We start from the raw sequence: 18,381 nt of genomic DNA, 5'->3' as shown, positions 1-18,381 counted from the left end.
GTCTGATGCGGATGCGGATGCGGATGCGGATGCGGATGCGCTGAAAGGCCCGGCCAGATGGCCATGGATACAAGTTGCAAGGGCCGCCCTTTTGGGCGGCCTTTGTTCATTCATGCTCCGGACTGCCTCGATGCAAGGCAGCCTTTAGAGGCCCTTGCCGGCAAGCCAGCTGGCGACCATCGCTGCCACATAATCGCTGTTGTCATCCATCATCGGCATGTGGGAATTCCCCCTGATGCCTTCCAATGGCAAGTCCAGCTGTGCGACGGATGCTCCATGCTCCTGCAGCATTTGGCAATGAAGCAGGACTTTTGCCTTGTAGCCCTGCCAGGCCGGGTGATCATTGCAATAGTCGCCCCAGACATAGAGATATGGCACGCGGGCAGCCAGCTTCGTCTCGGCCTCGCTCAGCGTGGGCGCGCCGGCCGGCTCGATTGCAACAATGGCAGCGATCTGTTCGGGCTTCCTGGCTGCAATTTGCTGCGCAAACCAGCCGCCCTGACTGTGGGCGATGATGATGGCAGGGCCAACCCGGTCCAGCAGCTTTTCATAGGCTGCCAGAGTACGCTCGTTGTTTGTCGTCCACCGCGCCACGAATTGTGCCGACAACTGGTCGAAGGCCGACAAGGGAAAACGCTGCCCCTCATAGCCGCGCCTCAAGGCCTGGTCCTCGTGGTAGCCTTCCTTCAGGCCCATTCTGAACAGGGTCCAGGCATCTTGCTGCGTGCGGAACAGCGGGCTGCCATCATAGATCTCGGGAAACGGGGCCCAGGACGCCCTGCCCCGTTCGACTGCGTCGGAAACGACAACGTCATAGCCCTTGCGGAGAAAGTAGTTCTGCCAGCCGGGTCGGCCATCCGGCGTAGTTTCCCAGGTGACGCCGGACATGGCTCCGCCATGCCAGAAGAGCACCGGCAGACCTGATCTGGGCGAAGCCTGACGGAAGTGCTGGGCGTAGAGCTGCCCGACGAAATAACCTCCGTTGAGATCAACCGTCCTTGCGTCGCCGTTGGCAGAAACCTTCACCTCCCGCCTTGGCTGGCCCTGCAGCCTGACCACACTGCCGCCGATGTGGAACGAGTTGATGCTGCTCAGAACGATGGGATCATGACTGCTCATCTGCCAGCCTCATGAATATCGCAGGCGGAAATATAGGCCGGGTCTATGCCGATCAGCCGGACCCGGATGGATGCTCCCAGAAGGCCGTGAAGCTGCGTGGCAATCTGGTGCGCCAGTTCATCGCGAATGGGCTTCGGGCGTTCGTCCGAGGCCCTGTGATCGACGGCCACGAGAAGCTGGCAGCCCTTCGGCATGGCAAGTGCGGCCACGATGGCGATCTGGATCTTGTCAGGTGACGCTGAAAGCAGACTGATGAGCCCCTGTTCGATGATTTCACCAATCTCGCGGGCCTTGAGGCCAGCCTGACCGGCAATTTCTGGAGCAACATGAACCTGTACGACGGGCATGGGGATCCCCTGCAGATTTTAGTTTTTGTTGAAGACGAACGCCGGAAGCCAGGTAGAAATTTCCGGAACGAAGGTGATGACGGCCAGAAGCCCGAGCATCAGCACGATGTAGGGGCCCACGCCCTTGATGACATTGGCGAGCGGCGTGTTTGCAATCGACTGCAGCACATAGAGATTGAGCCCCACAGGCGGCGTCAGCAGGGCAATCTCCATGTTGATCACCAGGATCACGCCAAAATGGATCGGATCGATGCCAAGGTGGTGAATGATCGGAATGACCAGCGGCACAAAGATCAGGATGACTGAGATCACTTCCAGGAACATGCCGAGAATGAACATCACCACGTTTGCAAAAACGAGGAACTGCCAGGCCGAGAGATCTGCCTTCACGACAGCTTCGCTCAACATCGTGGTTGCACCTGCCGCCGTCAGCCAGTGAGCGAATGTCAGTGCGCTGATGACAATGAAGATGATGACCGCGGTCTGCCGTATTGAATCGGCCAGAATTGGCAGAACGTCGCGCAGCCCGATGTCCCGGTAGAACAGAAGACTGACGAGGATGGCAACGACGGCAGAAAGGCCGGCAGCTTCGGAGATCGTGACCAGGCCGGAATAAATTCCGCCCAGAATGATCACCGGCACCAGAAGAGCCGGCAAGGCACGCACATGAGCGTTCCAGAACGCGGCCCGGTCCAGCCTTGGCTCCAGCGGCAGATTGTGACGCCTGGCAAACCAGACGATGTAGACGATGAAGATCAGGGCCTGCAGGAGACCGGGAATGACACCGGCCAGAAAAAGCCGCGGCACGGATTCATCGGCAATGATGCCATAGATCAGCATGGCAAGGCTTGGCGGTATCAGGATGCCAAGCGTGCCGCCAGCACCGATCGTGCCTGTGGTGAAGGCAATCGGATAGCCGCGATGCAGCATCGCGGGCACCAGAACCGCACCAATTGCCATTGCGGTCGCCACTGACGACCCGGATATGGCTGCAAAGACGCCGGTCGCCATGATGCAGACGATGGCCAGGGCACCCTTGCGCTGCCCCACCCATGCTGCCGCCAGATCGATCAGGGCCTTCGCCACACCGCCGCGCTGCATGAAGGTGGCTGCGATCACGAAGAGAGGCACAGCCACCAGCGTGTAGGAGTTCATATGATTGGAGAACTGCTGCCCGAAACTGACGAGAGGCTTGCCCTCAATCAGCCACGCGAAGAGAGAGAGACCGGACAGGGACAAGAAGATGGGAACGCCGGCCAGCAGGAGAACAATGAAGGCGGCAACGATAAAAAGCAGCATCATCTCAGCGCTTCCCCCGGAAAGCCGTAACCAGCTGGATTGCGTACTGGAGGCCCGTCAGTCCAAAGCCGAAAGGGATGGAAAGATAGAAGAGCCACATGGGAAAGCGGATCGAGCTGTCGCTCTGTTCACCGAACCGCCAGGCGAATTCGACGGATTTCGCGCCTGCATAGACGATGAAGCCGGAAACGATCAGGCCGAAAAGGGCGGTAAATATTTCGAGATAACGCAAGCTGCGGGAAGACAGTGTCTGCAGTACAATGTCGACACCAACATGCATTTTCTCCCGGACCATCTGCCCGGCACACAGCATGACGGCCCAGCCAATCAGATAGATGGTGACCTCCTGCCCCCAGTCGGGCAGACTTTCCGGTACGACAAACCGTATAAACGCCTCGCTCACAACGAGAATACAGGCAAGCAGGGCAAAAACGCCGATGATCGTGTTTTCAACCGCCCCGATTATCTTATAACTGCTTTTCATCTTGAACTGCCCTGCCACTATCAGGTTGCAAGCCGCCCGCAAGTGAAAACCTGCCCGAAGGCAGGCTTCCGCAAGTCAGATCACTGAATGAGAACCTTCTGGACCTTGGTGACGAAGTCAGCGTCCATGCCCAGTCTCTTCACCAAGTCGGGCTGTGCCTGAAGCAGCTGCTCGCGCATGGCGTCGAGGCTTGCCTGTGACGGCTCAACCGAAACGATGCCGTTCGAAGCATTGAGCTGCCTGGCTTCATCCTGGCGCTGATGCGCGGCATCCCGCTGAGCATCAACCATGCTGTCCCAGGTCTGTGTGAAGAGATCGCGCAGATCTTCCGGAAGCGATTCCCAGACAGTGGTGTTCATCAGCGGCACATACTGAACGATGGCCTGACGGTCATCGAGGCCATATTTCACGCCGGCATCCCAGAGCTTTGCGCTGGCGAGGGATTCCTGCGTCGTCCAGAGAGCCGAGATCGTGCCGGTCTGCAAAGCTTGCGGCACATCCGGCCAGGCAATCTGGGCAGGCGCAGCACCCATGATTTCATAGCGCCGTGATGTTGCGGGCCCGCCAGGCACACGCACCTTGAGGCCCTTCAGATTTTCAGGAGTGGTGAGTTCCGTATTCGTCGAAAAGACCGTGCCAAAGCCGAGATCAATCGGACGCCCGATCACGGTGACACCCAACTTGCTCTCGATCTTTTCGTTCAATTCCTTGCCGGCTTCGCCATCAATGACCGCATAGATCTTTTCGCGCGGCGCGCCGTAGAACATCGGCAGCTGCTCGATATCGGCATCAGGAACAAACTTGGAGATGAGCTGATACTGCGGAACCGCCATGTCGACGGCACCCTGGGCAACCGCAGCCGCCGCCTCGACATCCTTGAAGGCCGAAGCCGCTTCGAAGATCGTGATGTTCAAGCGCCCCTGAGACTCAGCCTGCACCTTCCCGGCAAATTCTTTCAGCCAGACATTACGGACATGCAGGGGGCTCGTATCGAGCGTGACCTTGATCGTGTAGCTATCGGCCGATGCCGGCGTGATGAGCATGACGGCCAGGCTGGCAGCCGTCAGGAACTTGCAGAATGTCATGGAAATTACCCTCCCGAGTTTGTTCTGCCGGGGAGAGTAGTTGAACCTGCCAGATAGTTCGCATATTTCTTTTCCATGTTGGCATAAGGTTTTTCATATATCAGCCATGCGAAATCTGTCCTACAAGTTTGATCTTTCGCGGCTTTCGGCATTCATTGCCGTTTGTGAGGAAGCCAGCATCACGCAGGCTGCTGTGCGTCTGGGCGTCGCCCAGCCTGCGCTGTCGGCAACGATCCGGCGGCTTGAAGCTGACCTTGGCATCACCCTGTTCCACCGCCTGCCCCGCGGCATGGACGTCACCGATGCGGGGAAGCTGCTGCTGGAGCGCAGCTACGAGATCTTCAGTCTGGTTCAGGATGCCGAGCGCGGACTGCTTACCACGGCAGAGGAGCCGCAAGGTGAAGTAGCCATTGGTCTGCCCCCCTCAGCAGCAGCGGTTCTGACCTACCCGCTGCTGACCCTGCTGAAGCGCAAATATCCGCGCGTCGCCATTCGTCTCGTCGAAGCCATGTCGGGTTATCTGCAAGGCTGGCTGGAAAACCGGGAAATCAGCATCGCCGTCACGTTCAACACGCCCAGCAGCGAAAGCATCGTGAGCAGACGCATCCTGCGTGAAGACATCATGCTGATCGGCCGCTGCAAGGACCTGGAAGAACTGCCATCCCCCTACCCCCTGGAGAAACTCGATCAGCTGCCACTCATCGTCACTTCCGCACGCCATGGCCTGCGCCGCAACATGGAGAACCATCTGGCTTCCGTCGGCCGCAAGCTGAACATCAAGTACGAGATCGATGCAGGCCATCATCTGGTGCGGATGGTCAGTTCCGGCGAAGGCTTCGGCATCTTCGCCCGCAGCGCCTTTCACGCAGAGATCGCGGGCGGTCTGGTCGCCGGAATTCCCCTGAGCCCCGCCTACTCGCGTGACGTCTGCATCTGCCACCACAGATCAGCATCCGCAGACCGCGCCGTTCAACTCGCGGCCGAAGAAGTCCGCACCCTGGCGCATACTCTTGCCAGAAATGGCACATGGCCCGCCGGGATAATTGAAGCCGGGCAGAGATAGCCCCTTCACGGAACCAGCCGGTCTTTCGCGGCCCCCTTTGGCATTCCTCTTCGCGCAATTCTCCCCATATAATGGCATCCGGATGCCGGCATGACGCAGGTATCGGCTTCCAGCTTGCGTGGATCAGCCCGTGTATTTCGAAATCGCCATCGTCGTCTGCCTCACCCTGCTCAATGGCGTTCTGGCCATGTCGGAACTTGCCGTTGTCTCGTCCCGGCCCGTGCGGCTGAAGCTGCTGGCCGATCAGGGAAGCCGGGGGGCTGCGGTGGCGTTGCGCCTGTCGGAAGATCCGGGGCGGTTTCTCTCCACCGTGCAGATCGGCATCACCCTGGTGGGTGTCCTGTCGGGCGCCTTCTCCGGCGCGACGCTGGGCGCGCGCCTCTCAGGCTGGCTGCTGACGCAGGGCCTGCCGCCCGCTGCGGCCGATGCACTGGGTGTCGGCTCAGTCGTCGTAGCCATCACCTACATGTCGCTGATCGTGGGCGAACTGGTGCCCAAACGGATCGCCCTGCGCGCACCCGAAAGCGTTGCCGCCCGTGTGGCACCGTCCATGCTGATGCTATCCAAGATCTCCGCGCCGCTCGTCTGGCTGCTAGACCGTTCGGGACGTGGCGTGCTGCGGCTTCTGGGCCAGCAGGACAGCACGGGCGAAACGGTCACGGATGAGGAAATCCGCACCGTTCTGGCCGAAGCGCAGAGCGCGGGCGTCATCGAGGACGAAGAGTCCGAGATGATTTCCGGCGTCATGCGTCTTGCCGACCGCAACGCACGCGGCCTGATGACACCGCGCCGCGACGTTGAAGTGCTGGACCTTGAGGACAGTCCGGAGGAAATCCGCGCCAGGCTGCGCGCAACCGCACGCTCACGCCTGCCCGTCCGGCAGGGCAGTTCTGACGAGATTCTGGGCGTGGTCGCGGTCAAGGACGTACTCGGAGCCTATCTGGATACACCGGACGCAGCCATTGAACCGCTGATGCGCCACGCTCCGGCAGTATCCGACCGCGCGGGCGCAATTGCCGTTATTGAAACCCTGCGCAAGGCTCCGGCGCATATGGTGCTGGTCTATGACGAATACGGCCACTTCGAAGGCATCATCACCCCCGGCGACGTGCTGGAGGCCGTGACTGGCGCCTTCGAACAGGGAGAAGAGGGAGAACCAGCGCTGTTCCAGCGCGAAGATGGCTCCTGGCTGGTCGCCGGCTGGATGCCGGTGGACGAATTCGCTGCCGAAATGGGTTTTCCGCTGGATCCGGACCCGGACTACGAGACCGTCGCGGGCTTCGTGCTCGACACGCTCAAGTATCTGCCCAGCCTCGGCGAAAACTTCACCGCCAAGGGCTGGCACTTCGAAGTCCTCGACCTCGATGGCAGGCGGGTCGACAAGCTGCTGGTGCGCAAGCTGGAAGAGTGAGGCGCAAACTCACGCAAGCTTGAAAAATCCTGAGACGCAGGTGTTGCGTAGAGCGGTACAAGGATGCGTTTGGATTTTCCGGAGCGATTGACGAGATGAGCAATGTGTCAGGCCTGCGCCCGGTGGCGGCGTTTCTGCCCTGGACGGACCGGCAGGGACGGCTGTCAGGCCTGAAGCTTGCCGTCTTCCTCATCGCCCTTGCTCCGGCGCTCTGGTATCTCACCCGCGCCGCCATGGGGCTGGTGCAGCCAGAACCGGCGCGCCAGCTCGTCTTTGTCAGCGGTGACTGGGCCATACGTTTTCTGGTGGCAACGCTCGCCGTTTCGCCGCTGCGGCGCATCACCGGCTGGGGCAAGCTGGCAGGCATCCGCCGGATGCTGGGCCTCACGGCTCTGGCTTATGGCCTTGCCCATCTGATGCTCTATGTGATCCGCGAAAATCTCGACCTGTGGCGCGTCACGTCCGAAATCGTGCTGCGCTTCTATCTCACCATCGGCTTTGCCGCGCTGGTAGCACTCGTGGCGCTTGGAGTGACCTCGACGGACAGCGCCATCCGCCGCATGGGGCCGCGCTGGCACCGGCTGCACGAGCTGGTCTATCCGGCCACCGCGCTGGCCGCCTTTCACTATTTCCTGCAATCCAAATCGGATGTGAGCCAGGCCACCCTGCTGGCGGGGCTATTCCTGCTGGTGATGATCTACCGGGGGGCCGCACGCCTGAAACTGCCGCTTTCCTCACCGCTGGTGCTGGCGGGGCTTGGCCTTTTGGCTGGCCTTGGGACGGCGGGCATCGAATATCTCTGGTATCACCTTGCCACAGGGGTTCCGGCGGAGCGGGTGTTCCTTGCCAATTTCAACTGGCAGCTCTTCACCATGCCCGCTCAGATCCGTCCGTCCTGGTGGGTGGCGCTGGCCGGCCTGATCACGGCGCTGCTGCCAATGATCAGCGCAAGGCTGCTGCCGCAACCGGTGCGCCGGCAGCGCTGAAAGCCTATTCGCCTTTCACGCGGGCCTTCAGCTCATCCATGATGGTGTTCAGTTCAGCCATTTTCTCGCCGATGGGCACAAGCCCTGCGACCGTGGTCTGAAAGCGCGCGGCGTAGCTGTCGAAGAGGCGCCGGGCGAGTTCCGGGAACTCCTGCACCATGCGCTTGAACAGGGCGCGGCGGATGCGGATGACGCGCACCGGGCCGATGCAGACGGCACGGGCCGGACGGCGGGTTTCCACCAGCATGGCGGTTTCGCCCAGCAGCACGCCGGGGCCCACCATTTCGACTTCCAGAAAACCGTGGGTGCTCTTGCGCTGCAGGCTGACATTGCCCTTGGCAATGACGATGCCGCTGTCGGCCCGCTCACCCTCGTCGAAGACAAAGGACCCTGAAATCAGATCCATGGCTTCAGCGCTGAAGGCAAGCAGGCGCAACTGGTCGTCGGAGAAATCCGACAACATGGGAATCTGCCGAAGAATCGCGATGTCCTGAACGAGGCTCATGCCTCAGTGTTATGCCGCAAATGGCTCAGGGCACAAGCTTATATCCACCGGCTTCCGTCACCAGAAGCTCGGCATTGGAGGGGTCACGCTCGATTTTCTGCCGCAGACGGTAGATGTGGGTCTCCAGCGTGTGGGTGGTGACGCCGGAATTATAGCCCCAGACCTCATGCAGCAGCACGTCGCGGGTCACCGCCCGCTCGCCCGCGCGGTAGAGGAATTTCAGGATCGAGGTTTCCTTTTCCGTCAGCCGCACCTTGCTGCCGCGGTCATCCACCATCAGCTTGGCAGCGGGGCGGAAGGAATAGCGGCCGATGGTGAAGGTCGCGTCCTCGCTCTGCTCGTGCTGGCGCAGATGGGCGCGCACCCGGGCCAGAAGCACGGCGAACTTGAAGGGCTTGGGCACATAGTCGTTGGCCCCAGCCTCAAGGCCCAGGATCGTGTCGCTGTCCGTGTCATGCCCGGTGAGCATGATCACTGGCGCCTTGAACCCGGCCTTGCGCAGAAGCTTCACCCCCTCGCGCCCGTCCAGATCCGGCAAGCCGACATCCATCAGCAGAAGATCAACATGTCCGGCTTTGGCGGCTGCAATGCCCTCGGAAGCGCTAGAGGCCTGCTGGGTGGTAAATTCGTCATAGAGCGAGAACTGCTCGACCAGCGCCTCGCGCAGGTCATTGTCGTCATCCACGATGAGAATGGTGCGTGCGTTCATCTGCAGTCCTCGTTCCCTTTCGGCACTTCTGACCAGATTGGCTGCGGTAGATTCAGTGCCTTTCATGCAATGGCGTAAAGGCGGGAAAAAATCACGGTGGTTTTTAGCTTCATCCGTCAATTCTGCTTCACATCCACTTTACATCCGATTGATGACGATGGATCAACCCGATGCAATGCGAGCAAAAAGAGACCATGACCTATCCTGCCGCCTCTGCGGAGAAGAGCCTCATCGTGCGTCCCCTGCCGGGCCATCCCTCACGCGGCACCCTGACGCTGGGAAGCGTGACCGTGCCCTGCGCTCTCGGCAAGGGCGGGCTGACCCTGCGCAAGCGCGAAGGCGACGGCGCAACGCCCGTTGGCCGCTTTGCCGTGCTGGACGTGTTCTACCGGCCCGACCGGGGACGGCGGCCGGAAACGGCCCTGCCCGTCACGGCGCTGAGCCCGGACGATGGCTGGTGCGACGAACCGCGCCACCCGCGCTACAATGCCCCCGTCCGCCTGCCCTTTGCCGCCAGCCACGAGAAGATGTGGCGGCAGGACGGGGTCTATGACATCGTCGTGGTGCTGGATTACAATCTGAGGCCTGCCATCAAGGGCAAGGGCAGCGCCATATTCTTCCACCTCGCCCGGCCCGGCTACACGCCGACCGAGGGCTGTGTGGCCGTGTCGGAAGCCCATATGCGCCGCCTGCTGAAGACCCTGCGCCCCGGCGCGGTAATGAACATCCGCCGTTAAGCCCTGCTGGCCGAAGCTACAGGCCAAAGCTACAGGCCGAAGCTACAGGCCGAAGCTACAGGTCGAAACTCTGGCAATCCGCCGCCATTTCCGCCATATAGGGGGAAACGGGGTCCGCTGACCCTGAACCTCCCGGCACAAACCTTCTGCAGCCCGGCCTGCAGAACCTGACAGGCACAGCGCCGATGCGCAGACCGTTTTTGAAGATGAATGGCCTTGGCAACGATTTCGTTGTCTGGGATGCCCGCGAGGCACCGCTGCGGCTGAGCCCGGAGGTGATTGCCGCGCTGGGAGACCGCGCCTCCGGCATCGGCTTTGACCAGATGATCACCGTCGAGCGCTCGCCTTCCGGCGCAGATGCCTTCATGCGCATTCACAATTGCGACGGATCGGAAGTCTCTGCCTGCGGCAACGCGACCCGCTGCATTGGCCGCCTGCTCCTGGAGGAACAGGGCGTTGATGCGGTAACCATCGAAACCCGCGCCGGGTTGCTGCTGGCCCGCAAGGCAGATGAAAGCGCACGTTCGGTCACCGTCGACATGGGCGAGCCGCGCTTCAACTGGACCGAAATCCCGCTCGCCGAGGAATTTGCCGACACCCGGGCGGTGGAGCTGCAGATCGGTCCCATCGATGACCCCATCCTGCACACGCCTGCCGTGGTCAGCATGGGCAATCCGCATGCGGTCTTCTGGGTGTCCGATCTGGACGCCTATGACCTTGGCCGCATCGGCCCGCTGCTGGAGCATCATCCGCTGTTCCCGGAAGGGGCCAACATTTCGCTGGCACAGGTGATGTCCCGAAAGGAAATCCGGGTGCGGGTGTGGGAGCGTGGCGCAGGCCTCACCCGCGCCTGCGGCACCGGCGCCTGTGCCGTGGCCGTGGCGGCTGCCCGTGACAACCGCGCGGACCGCACTTCCACCGTGCATCTGCCCGGGGGGCCGCTGACGATCAGCTGGCGCGATAGCGACAATCACGTGCTGATGACCGGCATGACAGAAGTTGAATACGAGGGTGAAGTGGACTTCGAGACCATGACCTTTACCCGCACCGGACCGGGGGACGCAGAGCTGGATGCCGCTGCCCCCGCCATGGAGACCGCCCTGTGAGCATTGATGTCGTCACCTTCGGCTGCCGGCTGAATTCCTACGAATCGGAAGTGATGAAGCGCGAGGCGGAAGCTGCGGGCCTCAAGGACGCCATCCTGATCAACACCTGCGCGGTCACCTCCGAAGCGGTGCGTCAGGCGCGTCAGGCCGTGCGCAAGGCCCGCCGCGACAATCCGGAAGCCAAGATCATCGTCACCGGCTGCGCCGCCCAGACCGAAACGGCCAAGTTCTCCGAAATGGAGGAAGTGGATCTGGTGCTCGGCAATTCGGAAAAGCTGGAGCGCGCCTCCTATGGCCGCATCGCCCAGTTCGGCCTTGATGCCAGCGAGAAAGTGCGCGTCAACGACATCATGAGCGTGCGCGAGACCGCCGGTCACCTGATCGACGGGCTGGAAGGCCGCGCCCGCGCCTTCGTGCAGGTGCAGAACGGCTGCGACCACCGCTGCACCTTCTGCATCATCCCCTATGGCCGGGGCAATTCGCGCTCGGTGCCCATGGGCGTCGTCGTCGATCAGGTGCGCCGCCTCGTGGAAAACGGCTACCGCGAAATCGTCATCACCGGGGTGGACATCACGTCCTATGGCTCGGACCTTCCCGGCACGCCGCGCCTTGGCACGCTGGTGGCCAAGATCCTGAAGCTGGTGCCGGAGCTGAAGCGGCTGCGGCTGTCATCCATTGATTCCATCGAGGCCGATGACGAGCTGATGCGCGTCATTGCCGAAGACGAGCGGCTGATGCCGCATTTCCACCTGTCGCTGCAGGCCGGCGACGATATGATCCTGAAGCGCATGAAGCGGCGGCACCTGAGGGCCGACACCATCCGCTTCTGTGACGAGGTGCGGCGCCTGCGCCCGGATGTGGTCTTCGGCGCCGACATCATCGCCGGCTTCCCGACCGAGACGGAAGAGATGTTCGCCAACACGCTGGCGATCGTCGATGAATGCGGGCTGACGCATCTGCATGTCTTCCCCTTCTCGCCCCGTCCGGGCACCCCGGCCGCGCGCATGCCGCAGCTGGCCAAGGGCCTGATCAAGGAGCGTGCCGCACGGCTGCGCATCAAGGGTGAGGCGGCGCTCGCAGCTCATCTGAGTGCCGAAGTCGGACTGCTGCGCCCCATTCTGCTGGAGCGCGAGGGGCTGGGCCGGACCGAGCAGTTCACACAGGTGGAGGTGGATGGCGGCGAGGCCGGGCAGATCATCGAAACCCGCATCACCGGCCACACCGGGCGCCATCTTCTCGGCGCGCTTCTTTCACAGGCCGCCTGAGGGCGGGACAGACTTCAGCGGCAGGACAGGTTCATGAGCGAGAAGAAGCGCGGCTTTCTGGGCCGTTTGTTCGGCGGCAAGGACAGCGCCGGCACGGCTGCCGGAGAGCTGAAGCCGGAAACGGAAATCCTGACCGGCGAAGAGGCCGCATCTCCGGCCCCAGAGGCTGAGGCTGAGGCTGAGCCGGAAGCCGCTGCCGAAGTGACCGTTGAGGCGGCTAGTCCTGAAGAACAGCCGGAAACGGCCATCGAAGCAGAACCCGAACCGGTGGATGAGCTTGAGGATAAGCCGGCGGAAGAGGCAGCACCCTCCGCTTCCATCCCCGTTCCTGCGCCGGTTGCCATCACTGAACCGCAGGAAAAGCTGTCATGGTTCCAGCGCCTGCGCAAGGGCCTTGCCCGCTCGTCTTCGGCGCTGACCGAAGGCATCTCGGCAATCTTCACCAAGCGCAAGCTGGATGCGGGGATGCTGGAGGATCTGGAGGACATTCTTCTCCAGGCAGATCTTGGCCTCGAGACGGCAGGCGCCATCACGGAGCGCCTGTCGGAAGGGCGGTTCGACAAGGAGATCTCGCCGGAGGAAGTCCGCAAGGTTCTGGCCGAAGAGGTGCGCAAGGTGCTGGAGCCTGCCGCCCGCCCGCTGGACCTTGACCGGGGCCACCGCCCGCATGTGGTGCTGATGGTGGGTGTCAACGGCACCGGCAAGACCACGACCATCGGCAAGCTGGCAGCCAAACTCACCGCCGAAGGCAAGACGGTGATGCTGGCGGCAGGCGACACGTTCCGCGCTGCCGCCGTCGAACAGCTGAAGATCTGGGGCCAGCGCACCGGCGCCGAAGTGATTGCAGGTGAGGCAGGCGCGGATGCAGCCGGTCTGGCCTTCGATGCCCTGCAGGCGGCGAAGGACAAAGGCGTGGACGTGCTCCTGATCGACACCGCCGGCCGGCTGCAGAACAAGGCCGAGCTGATGGCGGAACTGGAAAAGGTGGTCCGCGTCATCCGCAAGCAGACCCCCGATGCCCCGCATGACGTGATCCTGACGCTGGACGCCACCACGGGCCAGAACGCCATGAACCAGGTGGAAATCTTCGGCAAGGTGGCCGGCGTCACCGGCCTTGTGATGACCAAGCTGGACGGTACCGCCCGCGGTGGCATCCTCGTGGCCATTGCCGCAAGGCACAAGCTGCCAGTGCATTTCATCGGCGTCGGCGAAGGCATCGACGATCTGGAACCCTTCTCCGCCGAAGACTTTGCCGAGGCGATTGCCGGTCTGGCGCGGTAAGGACCGAAGTTTGACCGCTTCGGCACGGCCTCTGCCCGTCAGAGGGAAGTGTCTACTCGGACTGCCAGCCGGGCACCAACTCCTCTCCCCCCTTGAGGGGGAGATGCCCCCGGCAGGGGGCAGAGGGGGGTGATGGACTGTCCGCTTGTGAGAAAGATCCTGCCGTATTTAGGCGCTGCTAACCCCCTCTGTCTGCTGACGCAGACATCTCCCCCTCAAGGGGGGAGAGGGGCGCTGCGGCAAAAGGAGAGTGCGTTCCTCCGCCTTGCGTCTGATGCAAACACTGCCCCTTCAGGGAGGCAGAGGACCGCGAACGTCCTGCCAGAAGCCAAATGCATTATAGCAGGCTTCTGCTGGCAGTTGATGCTTGAACCCTCACGTCGCGACGTTGACGGCGTGATGCTCGATCTGGCCGCCGTGGTCCTCGTAGGCATGGCGGACGACGGCGGGGGGCTGATGGTCGCGGGTGGCGCGCAGCGGCAGGGAGCGGCTGGCCGGAAGGGCGCTGTGCGGCCCGGCCGGCTGGTGCAAGGCCCGTTCGGCGGCGGCCCTGTAGGCCGCGATGCCATCCAGCGTATGGCTGACTTCCTGATTTGTCTCGACCAGAACGGCCGGTTCCTCGGCCTGCGGTCCGGCACTGGCAGCAAGCGCATGGCCTTCGCCTGTCAGAGCCCCTTCAAAGCCCTCGCCAGACTGCTGCTGGTCGTTGTGCTGCTCGTGTTCCCGCTCGCGGCGGCGCTGATCGCTATGCTCGGTGGCATGAACGATCCCGGATGGCGGTAACACCCGTTCCAATCCTGATGACATGGGGCCCTCCTGGCCTTTCTGCTGCCTGTGGCGGCCTGCCGGGCCTTCTGGCCCTCCGTCTCTGCCCCTTTTCAGCGGGGCATGGCCGAATCATCTCAACAAAGAGTTAACGATTCTTTACGCAAGGTAAACGGCAAAATCCGGGCGCTTTGCCCTTCCCTTTTGCAGAACTGCTGCTAAAAGGGCGCCCGTCTGCCTTCCGGGGCAGTCAACCGGTCGCAGCCTACCCGGTTCCAGCGAAAACAAGGGACACATCTTTGAAAACGCTTGTCGTCTGTTCCGGCGGAATGGATTCCGTCACCCTTGCGCATAAGGTTGCGCAAGAACACGAGCTGATCGGGCTCGTTTCCTTCAACTACGGCCAGAGGCACCTCAAGGAGCTGGATTTTGCCAGAACCTGTGCGGATGATCTGGGCGTAGAGCACATCGTCATCGACATTTCCGGCATCGGCCGCCAGCTTTCCGGCTCGGCCCTGACGGATGACGTGGCCGTTCCCGATGGCCACTATGCCGAAGAAACCATGCGCATCACCGTGGTGCCGAACCGCAATGCCATCATGCTGGCCATTGCCTTTGGTATTGCGGCTGCGCGCGGAGCCGAGGCGGTCGCAACCGCCGTGCATGGCGGGGATCACTTCATCTATCCCGACTGCCGCCCCGGCTTTACCGAAGCCTTCGAGATCATGCAGCGCCAGGCGCTGGCGGGTGTCGCGGATGTGCGGCTCTACACGCCCTATGTCCACACGGACAAGGCCGCCATTGCGGCCGAAGGCGTGCGGCTTGGCGTCGACTACACCCGCTCCTGGTCCTGCTACAAGGGCGGGGAAACCCACTGCGGGCGCTGCGGCACCTGCGTGGAGCGGCGCGAGGCCTTCCATCTGGCGGGCGCGGAAGATCCCACCACCTATGCCGACCCGGATTTCTGGAAGGAGGCCTGCGGTGTTTAGGATCGCCAAGGAGTTTCACTTCTCCGCCTCCCACCAGCTCTTCGGCCTGCCCGATGACCACCCTTGCGCCCGGCTGCATGGGCACAACTATGTGGTCGAGGTGGAGCTGATGTCCGAGACGCTGGACAGCATCGGCTTCGTGCGGGACTACCGGGAGCTTGGGCCCTTCAAGACCTGGCTCGATGACACTCTCGACCACCGCCACCTCAACGATGTGCTGGGCAACGACAATGTCACCGCCGAGCGTATGGCCCGGCTCTTCTACGACTGGTGCAAGGCACGCTGGCCGGAGGTGAGCGCGGTGCGCGTGCGCGAGACGCCCAAGACCGTGGCCGAGTACCGTCCAAAAGGCAGCTGCGGCTGCGGGTGCGCCGCATGAGCGGCCAGACCCTGCGCATCAGCGAGATCTTCGGCCCCACCATTCAGGGCGAAGGCGCATTGATCGGCATGGCCACCGTCTTCGTGCGCACCGGCGGCTGCGATTTCCGCTGCTCCTGGTGCGACACGCTGCATGCAGTGGACAGCGCCTACCGGGAAACCTGGACGCCGATGAGCGCGGACGCCGTGATGGACGAAGTGCGGCGCCTGTCCGGCGGCGCGCCGCTGATGATCACCGTTTCGGGCGGCAACCCGGCCATCCAGCCGCTGGGCCGTCTGATTGAGCTGGGCAAGCGCGAGGGCTACCGGTTCGCGCTGGAAACCCAAGGCAGCCTGTCGCGGGACTGGTTTGCGGCACTCGACGTCCTCAGCCTCAGCCCCAAGCCGCCGTCCAGCAGCATGGCGTTTGACCGCAAGGCGCTGGCGGATGCTATCGCTGCCGCCGGACCGGGGACGGCCATTGCGCTGAAATTCGTCGTCTTTGACGAGCCGGACTACGGCTTTGCCAGAGAGGTGGCAGGCGCCTATCCGCATCTGCCGGTCTATCTGCAGCCCGGCAACCACACACCGCCGCCTGCGGATCAGGAGGATGCGGTGATCGACATTCCCGGCATCATGGCGCGGATGCGCTGGCTGATCGACCGGGCCGCCAATGACCGCTGGTTCGAGGCCAGCATCCTGCCGCAACTTCATACCCTCATCTGGGGCAACCTTCGCGGAGTGTGACCATGAGTGACAAGACCATCTATCAGAACCTGACCCAGCTCGGGTCCTCCACCGCCCTGCCACAGAGCCCGGAAGACGCCGTGCTGGAGCGCGTGCCCAACCCGCAGGCGGGCACCGGCTACATGGTGCGTTTCGTGGCACCCGAGTTCACCTCGCTCTGCCCGATCACCGGCGCGCCGGATTTCGCCCATCTCGTCATCGACTATGTGCCCGGTGACTGGCTGGTGGAGAGCAAGTCCCTGAAGCTTTTCCTCGGCTCCTTCCGCAACCATGGCGCCTTCCACGAGGACTGCACCGTGTCGATCGGCAAGCGGCTGGTGGACTTCCTCTCACCCCAATGGCTGCGCATCGGCGGCTACTGGTATCCGCGCGGCGGCATCCCGATCGACGTGTTCTACCAGACCGGCCCGGCACCAGGGGGCGTGTGGATCCCCGAGCAGGGCGTTCAGCCCTATCGCGGGCGGGGGTGACGGGGCGTTTCCCCTCCACTCCGTCATGCCATGACTTGATCATGGCATCCACGCCGTTACGCCCCCAAAATGGAAATAACAAAGATAATATAAGGCCTTATCAAAGCGCATCACTGCGCGGACAGGCTAGGGAATGGATGCCATGATCAAGTCATGGCATGACGAATGCGGATAGAAACACCGTGAGGGAAGGCGGGGAGAATCTCGAACCACTACCCCCGCCTCTTCCCCCGTTCCGCCGCACCAAACCCGTCGGCACCACCACGGGCAACGAGGGCTTCGCCCACGTGGTCGGCCATGGCGAGGGCCTGAAGGGCGAAGGGGGCGAGAAGCCGCCAGCTGCTGCGCTTGCCGGTGCGGGCCTGATAGGCTTCCCGCTGGGCAGCGCTCAGCGCCAGCAGCACCGGCACGAAGCGCAGGACAAGCGTAACGGCCAGCGCCGGACGGCGCGGCGAAACGCCAAAGAAGGCCAGTGGCCGGAACAGGGGGGCAACCGCCTCCAGCATGTCATCCATGCGCGTTGTCATGGTGACGAGATTGGCCAGCATCACCAGCAGCAAGAGCCGCAGCAGCACGATGACACCGCCCATGAGCGAGCCGGACAGCCAGTGCAGCGCCAGCAGCACGGCAAACAGCGGCAGCAGCGGGCGCAGGAGCGAGAGCTGCTTCAGCGCGGTCCGGCCCAGCGCCGCATAGACGGCCAGTACCGCGCCGCAGCCAGCCGCGAGAACAACGGAACTGTCCACGGGGAAGAACATCAGGCTGGCGGCGGCCAGACCGGTGAGCTTCACACCCGCAGGCAGGCGGTGGAGAAGGCTGGTTCCGGGCAGATAGAGCGAGATCACACGTGCCTCACAACAGGCCGGAGACGGCGGCGCGCCGCTCGATATCATCCACATAGGCGGGCAGCACCGCGCCAGGCTCGCCGTCCATGCGGATCTGGCCGTCCTGCAGCCACAGCACCCGGTCAAAATCGCGGATAAGCTCCAGATCGTGGCTGACCATGATCAGCTTCTGCTCCAGCCCCCGGATCAGCGACATGATCTGACGGGTGGCGAGGCCATCGAGGCTCGAAAAGGGCTCGTCAAAGACGATCAGCCCCGGCTGCATCACCAGCACCGCCAGAATGCAGATAAGCTGCTTCTGCCCCTCGGACAGGTCCAGAAATGGCCTCTCCGCCAGATGAGCGCAGCCGTGGGCCTCCAGAAAGCGCCGGGCATTGAGCCGGGCGTCCTGCCGGGACTGGCCCAGCTGGGTCAGGCCGAAGGCAATCTCCTCCTCCACCGTCGGGAAGATCGCCTGATGATCCGGGTTCTGGAAGACAAAGCCCACATGGCGCGGCAGGCTCGCCCGCGCCTGCCGCGTGTCCGCGCCGTAGATCTGCAAGGTGCCGCTGTCCGGCAGCAGCAGGCCGTTGAGCAGGCGCACGAAGCTGCTCTTGCCAGACCCATTCAGCCCGATCAGCGCAATCCGCCGCTCGCTCAAAGTTAGGCTCAGCCCGTCCAGCACGGTCTTGCCCCCGCGCTTCAGGCTCACCTGATCAAACACGGCATAATCAGCCCGGCGCGGGTCGCAAGCCGTCTCCGTCTTGCCGCTGCCGGATTTGAGGCGCCAAAAGGCCATGGGCGGTGATCCGTTCCCTCTGTTGCGGCCTGC

General features: G+C 62.8%; 21 protein-coding genes. 11 read left to right on the top strand and 10 right to left on the bottom strand.

Features of this window, described 5'->3' with window-relative positions; translation table 11 throughout:
* Positions 1-144: 144 nt before the first annotated feature.
* The 5 genes from H163_RS0109830 to dctP form a co-directional block, all read right to left on the bottom strand.
* Positions 145-1,119 (bottom strand): alpha/beta hydrolase, encoded by a 975-nt coding sequence (locus tag H163_RS0109830; protein WP_019964407.1) that lies wholly within the window; start codon positions 1,117-1,119, stop codon positions 145-147.
* Positions 1,116-1,466 carry a hypothetical protein gene (locus H163_RS0109825; protein WP_019964406.1) on the bottom strand — a complete coding sequence of 117 codons (351 nt, stop codon included), beginning with the start codon at positions 1,464-1,466 and terminating at the stop codon, positions 1,116-1,118. Before H163_RS0109825 ends, H163_RS0109830 begins: the two co-directional genes overlap by 4 nt.
* Before the next feature lie 18 nt (positions 1,467-1,484).
* Complete coding sequence (locus H163_RS0109820; RefSeq protein WP_019964405.1) at positions 1,485-2,768, bottom strand: TRAP transporter large permease; 1,284 nt, start codon at positions 2,766-2,768, stop codon at positions 1,485-1,487.
* A 1-nt stretch (position 2,769) separates the two neighbouring features.
* Positions 2,770-3,249, bottom strand: coding sequence for a TRAP transporter small permease (locus H163_RS0109815; protein WP_026355683.1), 480 nt, complete (start codon positions 3,247-3,249; stop codon positions 2,770-2,772).
* A gap of 80 nt (positions 3,250-3,329) precedes the next feature.
* Entirely contained in the window at positions 3,330-4,334 is a 1,005-nt protein-coding gene (gene dctP / locus H163_RS0109810) for a TRAP transporter substrate-binding protein DctP (RefSeq protein ID WP_019964403.1), read from the bottom strand.
* A 106-nt stretch (positions 4,335-4,440) separates the two neighbouring features.
* Between dctP and H163_RS0109805 the strand changes: the two genes are divergently transcribed.
* The 3 genes from H163_RS0109805 (at position 4,441) to H163_RS0109795 (ending at position 7,794) form a co-directional block, all read left to right on the top strand.
* Positions 4,441-5,397, top strand: a complete 957-nt coding sequence (locus tag H163_RS0109805) for a LysR family transcriptional regulator (protein ID WP_019964402.1) — start codon at positions 4,441-4,443, stop codon at positions 5,395-5,397.
* Positions 5,398-5,584: 187 nt separating this feature from the next.
* On the top strand, positions 5,585-6,808 hold the full coding sequence (locus H163_RS0109800; protein WP_051105360.1) for a hemolysin family protein: 1,224 nt from the start codon (positions 5,585-5,587) through the stop codon (positions 6,806-6,808).
* Positions 6,809-6,903: 95 nt separating this feature from the next.
* Positions 6,904-7,794, top strand: coding sequence for a protein-methionine-sulfoxide reductase heme-binding subunit MsrQ (locus tag H163_RS0109795; RefSeq protein WP_019964400.1), 891 nt, complete (start codon positions 6,904-6,906; stop codon positions 7,792-7,794).
* 4 nt (positions 7,795-7,798) lie between these two features.
* Here the strand turns inward: H163_RS0109795 and H163_RS0109790 are convergent, their stop codons facing one another.
* Both H163_RS0109790 and H163_RS0109785 read right to left on the bottom strand, forming a co-directional pair.
* The gene (locus H163_RS0109790; protein WP_208975364.1) at positions 7,799-8,257 is read right to left on the bottom strand and encodes a Crp/Fnr family transcriptional regulator; all 459 of its coding nucleotides are present in this window, start codon (positions 8,255-8,257) and stop codon (positions 7,799-7,801) included.
* 67 nt (positions 8,258-8,324) lie between these two features.
* Entirely contained in the window at positions 8,325-9,008 is a 684-nt protein-coding gene (locus tag H163_RS0109785; RefSeq protein WP_019964398.1) for a response regulator transcription factor, read from the bottom strand.
* Positions 9,009-9,178: 170 nt separating this feature from the next.
* On the opposite strand from H163_RS0109785, the gene H163_RS0109780 reads away from it, so the two are divergent.
* From H163_RS0109780 to ftsY, 4 genes are all read left to right on the top strand, one after another.
* Positions 9,179-9,745 (top strand): L,D-transpeptidase family protein, encoded by a 567-nt coding sequence (locus tag H163_RS0109780; RefSeq protein ID WP_019964397.1) that lies wholly within the window; start codon positions 9,179-9,181, stop codon positions 9,743-9,745.
* A gap of 185 nt (positions 9,746-9,930) precedes the next feature.
* Positions 9,931-10,851: a diaminopimelate epimerase gene (gene dapF / locus H163_RS0109775; protein WP_040678470.1), complete on the top strand. Its 921-nt coding sequence runs from the start codon at positions 9,931-9,933 to the stop codon at positions 10,849-10,851.
* On the top strand, positions 10,848-12,116 hold the full coding sequence (gene mtaB, locus H163_RS0109770) for a tRNA (N(6)-L-threonylcarbamoyladenosine(37)-C(2))-methylthiotransferase MtaB (RefSeq protein ID WP_019964395.1): 1,269 nt from the start codon (positions 10,848-10,850) through the stop codon (positions 12,114-12,116). Before dapF ends, mtaB begins: the two co-directional genes overlap by 4 nt.
* A gap of 33 nt (positions 12,117-12,149) precedes the next feature.
* Entirely contained in the window at positions 12,150-13,397 is a 1,248-nt protein-coding gene (ftsY, locus tag H163_RS0109765) for a signal recognition particle-docking protein FtsY (protein ID WP_019964394.1), read from the top strand.
* 375 nt (positions 13,398-13,772) lie between these two features.
* Here the strand turns inward: ftsY and H163_RS0109760 are convergent, their stop codons facing one another.
* Positions 13,773-14,204: a hypothetical protein gene (locus H163_RS0109760; protein WP_147290463.1), complete on the bottom strand. Its 432-nt coding sequence runs from the start codon at positions 14,202-14,204 to the stop codon at positions 13,773-13,775.
* A 257-nt stretch (positions 14,205-14,461) separates the two neighbouring features.
* Between H163_RS0109760 and queC the strand changes: the two genes are divergently transcribed.
* From queC to queF, 4 genes are read left to right on the top strand one after another with little or no spacing between them, the layout of a single operon-like run.
* Positions 14,462-15,151: a 7-cyano-7-deazaguanine synthase QueC gene (gene queC / locus H163_RS0109755; protein WP_026355679.1), complete on the top strand. Its 690-nt coding sequence runs from the start codon at positions 14,462-14,464 to the stop codon at positions 15,149-15,151.
* Entirely contained in the window at positions 15,144-15,530 is a 387-nt protein-coding gene (queD, locus tag H163_RS0109750; RefSeq protein WP_019964391.1) for a 6-carboxytetrahydropterin synthase QueD, read from the top strand. Before queC ends, queD begins: the two co-directional genes overlap by 8 nt.
* Positions 15,527-16,255, top strand: a complete 729-nt coding sequence (gene queE / locus H163_RS0109745; RefSeq protein ID WP_019964390.1) for a 7-carboxy-7-deazaguanine synthase QueE — start codon at positions 15,527-15,529, stop codon at positions 16,253-16,255. Before queD ends, queE begins: the two co-directional genes overlap by 4 nt.
* Before the next feature lie 2 nt (positions 16,256-16,257).
* Positions 16,258-16,725, top strand: coding sequence for a preQ(1) synthase (gene queF, locus H163_RS0109740; RefSeq protein WP_026355678.1), 468 nt, complete (start codon positions 16,258-16,260; stop codon positions 16,723-16,725).
* Positions 16,726-16,937: 212 nt separating this feature from the next.
* Here the strand turns inward: queF and H163_RS0109735 are convergent, their stop codons facing one another.
* Both H163_RS0109735 and H163_RS0109730 read right to left on the bottom strand, forming a co-directional pair.
* Positions 16,938-17,570: a CbiQ family ECF transporter T component gene (locus tag H163_RS0109735; protein WP_019964388.1), complete on the bottom strand. Its 633-nt coding sequence runs from the start codon at positions 17,568-17,570 to the stop codon at positions 16,938-16,940.
* 7 nt (positions 17,571-17,577) lie between these two features.
* A complete protein-coding gene (locus H163_RS0109730) occupies positions 17,578-18,348 on the bottom strand; it encodes an energy-coupling factor ABC transporter ATP-binding protein (RefSeq protein WP_019964387.1) in 771 nt (256 codons plus the stop codon).
* Between the last annotated feature and the right edge of the window lie 33 nt (positions 18,349-18,381).

It is taken from the genome of Pannonibacter phragmitetus DSM 14782 (assembly GCF_000382365.1).
GTDB lineage: Bacteria > Pseudomonadota > Alphaproteobacteria > Rhizobiales > Stappiaceae > Pannonibacter > Pannonibacter phragmitetus.
The sequence above is the reverse complement of the archived record's forward strand: the minus strand, read 5'-3'. Positions and strand labels throughout refer to the sequence as shown.

Bases quoted from the DNA above. Each gene is read 5' to 3' on its own strand.
- H163_RS0109820 (WP_019964405.1), bottom strand. From the start codon at position 2,768: ATGATGCTGCTTTTTATCGTTGCCGCCTTCATTGTTCTCCTGCTGGCC.
- H163_RS0109830 (WP_019964407.1), bottom strand. From the start codon at position 1,119: ATGAGCAGTCATGATCCCATCGTTCTGAGCAGCATCAACTCGTTCCAC.
- H163_RS0109785 (WP_019964398.1), bottom strand. From the start codon at position 9,008: ATGAACGCACGCACCATTCTCATCGTGGATGACGACAATGACCTGCGC.
- H163_RS0109790 (WP_208975364.1), bottom strand. From the start codon at position 8,257: ATGTTGTCGGATTTCTCCGACGACCAGTTGCGCCTGCTTGCCTTCAGC.
- H163_RS0109825 (WP_019964406.1), bottom strand. From the start codon at position 1,466: ATGCCCGTCGTACAGGTTCATGTTGCTCCAGAAATTGCCGGTCAGGCT.
- H163_RS0109760 (WP_147290463.1), bottom strand. From the start codon at position 14,204: ATGTCATCAGGATTGGAACGGGTGTTACCGCCATCCGGGATCGTTCAT.
- H163_RS0109815 (WP_026355683.1), bottom strand. From the start codon at position 3,249: ATGAAAAGCAGTTATAAGATAATCGGGGCGGTTGAAAACACGATCATC.
- H163_RS0109780 (WP_019964397.1), top strand. From the start codon at position 9,179: ATGCAATGCGAGCAAAAAGAGACCATGACCTATCCTGCCGCCTCTGCG.
- queE (WP_019964390.1), top strand. From the start codon at position 15,527: ATGAGCGGCCAGACCCTGCGCATCAGCGAGATCTTCGGCCCCACCATT.
- ftsY (WP_019964394.1), top strand. From the start codon at position 12,150: ATGAGCGAGAAGAAGCGCGGCTTTCTGGGCCGTTTGTTCGGCGGCAAG.
- queF (WP_026355678.1), top strand. From the start codon at position 16,258: ATGAGTGACAAGACCATCTATCAGAACCTGACCCAGCTCGGGTCCTCC.
- H163_RS0109800 (WP_051105360.1), top strand. From the start codon at position 5,585: ATGTCGGAACTTGCCGTTGTCTCGTCCCGGCCCGTGCGGCTGAAGCTG.
- dctP (WP_019964403.1), bottom strand. From the start codon at position 4,334: ATGACATTCTGCAAGTTCCTGACGGCTGCCAGCCTGGCCGTCATGCTC.
- dapF (WP_040678470.1), top strand. From the start codon at position 9,931: ATGCGCAGACCGTTTTTGAAGATGAATGGCCTTGGCAACGATTTCGTT.
- H163_RS0109730 (WP_019964387.1), bottom strand. From the start codon at position 18,348: ATGGCCTTTTGGCGCCTCAAATCCGGCAGCGGCAAGACGGAGACGGCT.
- H163_RS0109795 (WP_019964400.1), top strand. From the start codon at position 6,904: ATGAGCAATGTGTCAGGCCTGCGCCCGGTGGCGGCGTTTCTGCCCTGG.
- H163_RS0109805 (WP_019964402.1), top strand. From the start codon at position 4,441: ATGCGAAATCTGTCCTACAAGTTTGATCTTTCGCGGCTTTCGGCATTC.